1 protein-coding gene and 1 rRNA gene are annotated in these 3202 nt (G+C 65.3%); one reads left to right on the top strand and one right to left on the bottom strand.

Going from position 1 to position 3202, the window contains the following annotated elements; all coding sequences use genetic code 11:
* Positions 1-514 precede the first annotated feature (514 nt).
* Positions 515-2950: an HAD-IC family P-type ATPase gene (locus AC1DBE_RS15835; protein WP_476971135.1), complete on the top strand. Its 2436-nt coding sequence runs from the start codon at positions 515-517 to the stop codon at positions 2948-2950.
* A gap of 133 nt (positions 2951-3083) precedes the next feature.
* On the opposite strand, the gene rrf is transcribed toward AC1DBE_RS15835, so the two are convergent.
* Positions 3084-3200: ribosomal RNA gene (rrf, locus tag AC1DBE_RS15830) — 5S ribosomal RNA — on the bottom strand.
* Positions 3201-3202: the final 2 nt, after the last annotated feature.

Raw genomic sequence — 3202 nt, 5'->3', positions numbered from 1 at the left:
ACACAGCCAAAACAACCAATCAATAAAACAATTGGTATCAACAAACTTGGCACACTATTGAGTTCTCAAACAACAGACACACCCGGCACCACCACAACCCCAATACAGGGCCGCGACTCGCTCCGGAGCAACTTTTCAAACTTACCGGGTTCAGACTCCCAATGCAAATCCGATTTCCCGGACCTGAATCAACAGACGAACCATCCCCACCAAAATTCCTTAGCGACAGAAAAGTCGAAAGAACCTGGTTTTGAATTATTTTTAGGGGATGGGCCGCCTCCGGTACTCCAGCTTTTCGCTGGCCTCCCTCGCGGCGACTTAGAAAACAATACACCCAACCGGGCCCATCCGCAAACGGGCTCCGGAGGCGACGTCCTGGGCCCGCTATCCCTTGAAATCACGCGCTTCCCGCCACATCGGGCCGGCCGGCGGCCACCACAAAAGCGCACCGGCGTCGCGGATGGAGGTTGTATCCTCCATCACTTTCGGTTGCGTCCCCGGATACGATCAGGGGGTGAGGGCAGAACGCCGGCGCCAGGAACCACTGACAGTCCATCGGCGTGTGTCCGGACCGGCCGCCGAAGGACTTTCGCAACAGGATGTCGCCGCCCGTATCGAAGGCGGCCTGGACAACCGGGTTCCGGACAAAACCAGCCGGAGCCTCTGGCAGATTGTTCGCGCCAACGTACTCACACTCTTCAATGCAATCGTCGGCTCGAGTTTTCTGGTCCTGCTCCTGCTGGGCCGCTGGCAGGATGCGCTCTTCGGACTGGCAGCTGCCGGCAATGCCGCAATCGGCGTCGTCCAGGAGTTCCGCGCCAAACGTTCCCTGGACCGCCTCGCCATCCTTGACGCCCCGCGTGCCCGGGTCCTGCGGGACGGCAAGATCCAGGAGATCGCCACGGCCGACGTGGTCCGTGACGATGTGCTGGTCCTGCGCGCCGGGGACCAGGTTACCGCCGACGCCACGGTGCTGGACAGTGCAGGGCTGGAGGCCGACGAATCCCTGCTTACCGGCGAATCGGATCCCGCGGACAAGGACGCCGGATCCGAAGTCCTCTCGGGATCCATCATTGTGGGCGGTCACGGCAGGGCCCGGGTGGCGCGTGTGGGGGCCGACTCGTTCGCGAGCCGGTTGACGGCCGATGCCAGGCGGTTCTCCCTGGTGAACTCCGAGATCCGCAACAGCCTGAACCGGGTGCTCCGGTGGATTGCCTGGGGAATCCTGCCCGTGGCGTTGCTTGTGGTTAACAGCGAACTGCAGGCCCGCGGCGGCTGGCAGGAGGCCATCAGCTCCGGCGCCTGGACGGCGGCCCTGGTGGGCGTCATCGCGAGTGTTATTGCCATGGTCCCGCTAGGTCTCGTCTTGCTGACCAGCGTCGCGTTCGCCGTCGGCGGGCTCAGGCTTGCCGGCCACAAGGTGCTCATACAGGAACTCGCCGCCGTCGAGGGCCTCGCCCGCGTGGACGTCCTCTGCATGGACAAAACCGGAACCCTGACCGAAGGCGGCCTCCGCTTCGAGGACGTCCACCAGCTGACCGCCGCACCGGAGCCCGGGTGGGAGCATGCCCTGGGATGGTTCGCTTCCGAACCCGAAGCGAACGCTACAGCGCGCAGCCTGGGAACAGCTTTTGAGGACGACGGCGGCTTCCAGTCAATCTCCTATGTCCCCTTCTCCTCCTCCCGGAAATGGAGCGGTGTCACCTTTGGCACGGGGAACGGGAGAACGCCCACCTGGGTGCTGGGGGCCCCCGAGATGGTGTTGCCGGCGCCGGCCGACGGCCCCCATGCCGCCGTGCTCGCCAGGGCCGGCGAGTTGGCCGGCTCCGGCCTGCGGACGCTGTTGCTGGCGGGCGCCGACCGCCCCGCGGAGTCCCGTAGGACTCCGGAGCTCCCCGAAGGTCTCCGGCCCGTTGCGCTCCTGACGTTCCGCGAACAGCCCCGGCCGGATGCCCGCCAGACGTTGGAGTTTTTCGCTGCCGAGGGAGTGACGCTCAAGATCATTTCCGGCGACGATCCCCGGACCGTGGCCGCCATCGCCCGGCGGGTAGGCCTGGATGCGGCCGAGGGATTCGACGCGCGGTCACTGCCGGAGGAGCCCGGGCTGCTCGAGGAGGTGATGGACGGCAATGTTGTTTTCGGCCGCGTCACCCCCGATCAAAAGAGGGACATGGTGGCTGCCCTGCAGCGGCTTGGCCACACCGTCGCCATGACCGGCGATGGCGTCAACGATGCCCTGGCGCTGAAGTCAGCAGACCTGGGCATTGCCATGGATTCAGCGGCGCCGGCCACCAAGGCCGTGGCGCGCCTGGTCCTGCTCGACGGCCGGTTCGACCGCCTGCCGGAAGTACTGGCGGAGGGGCGGCGGGTGATCGCCAACATCGAACGGGTTTCCAGCCTGTTCCTCAGCAAGACCGCATACTCAATTGCCATCGCGGTGAGCTTTGCGCTGCTGCAGTGGCCTTTTCCGTTCCTCCCCCGCCAGTTGTCCTTTACCGACGGCCTTACCATCGGCATTCCGGCATTTTTCCTGGCCCTCATGCCCAATGCTCGCCGGTACCGGTCCGGCTTTCTGCGGCGGTCCCTCTGGTTCTCGCTGCCGGCCGGGCTGATCGCGGCCGGCTCATTGTTTATCCTGCATGCGTGCGCACCGCTGGTTGGAGCGCCGGACGCCGAAGCAGTGCGCTCGGCCTCGGTGCTGACGTTGTCGGTGGTGGGCCTCTGGATCCTGGCCGTGGTGTCCAGGCCGCTCAACGCTGGACGGGCCGGGGTGCTGGCGGGCATGTGCGCCGCACTGGTCATTCTCTTCAACATCCCGCTGGCCCAGGACTTCTTCATTCTTGGCTGGCCGCCGGCCGGGATGCTGGCTGCCGCACTGGCCGTCAGCGCAGGTGCGGGCCTCGCGGTGGAGCTGCTCGCCTGGTTCCACCGCCGCAGGTTCCCGCGCTGACCGCGTCGCTTGTTGTGTGGTGCGTTGGTCTGCCGGGGACCGTCCGCCTGTGCCGGTCTGTCGGTGTTGGTTGTGTGGTTAAAGTGGGAGAGCCTCCAACCTAGTGGTTGGAGGCTCTCGACCTGTAATAGTGTTCCGGCGGTGACCTACTCTCCCACACCCTCCCGGGTGCAGTACCATCGGCGCTGTGGGTCTTAGCTTCCGGGTTCGGAATGGGACCGGGCGTTTCCCCCACGCTATGACCGCCGTAAC

The sequence above is a fragment of the Arthrobacter sp. 10T416 genome (assembly GCF_056394165.1).
The sequence above is the reverse complement of the archived record's forward strand: the minus strand, read 5'-3'. Positions and strand labels throughout refer to the sequence as shown.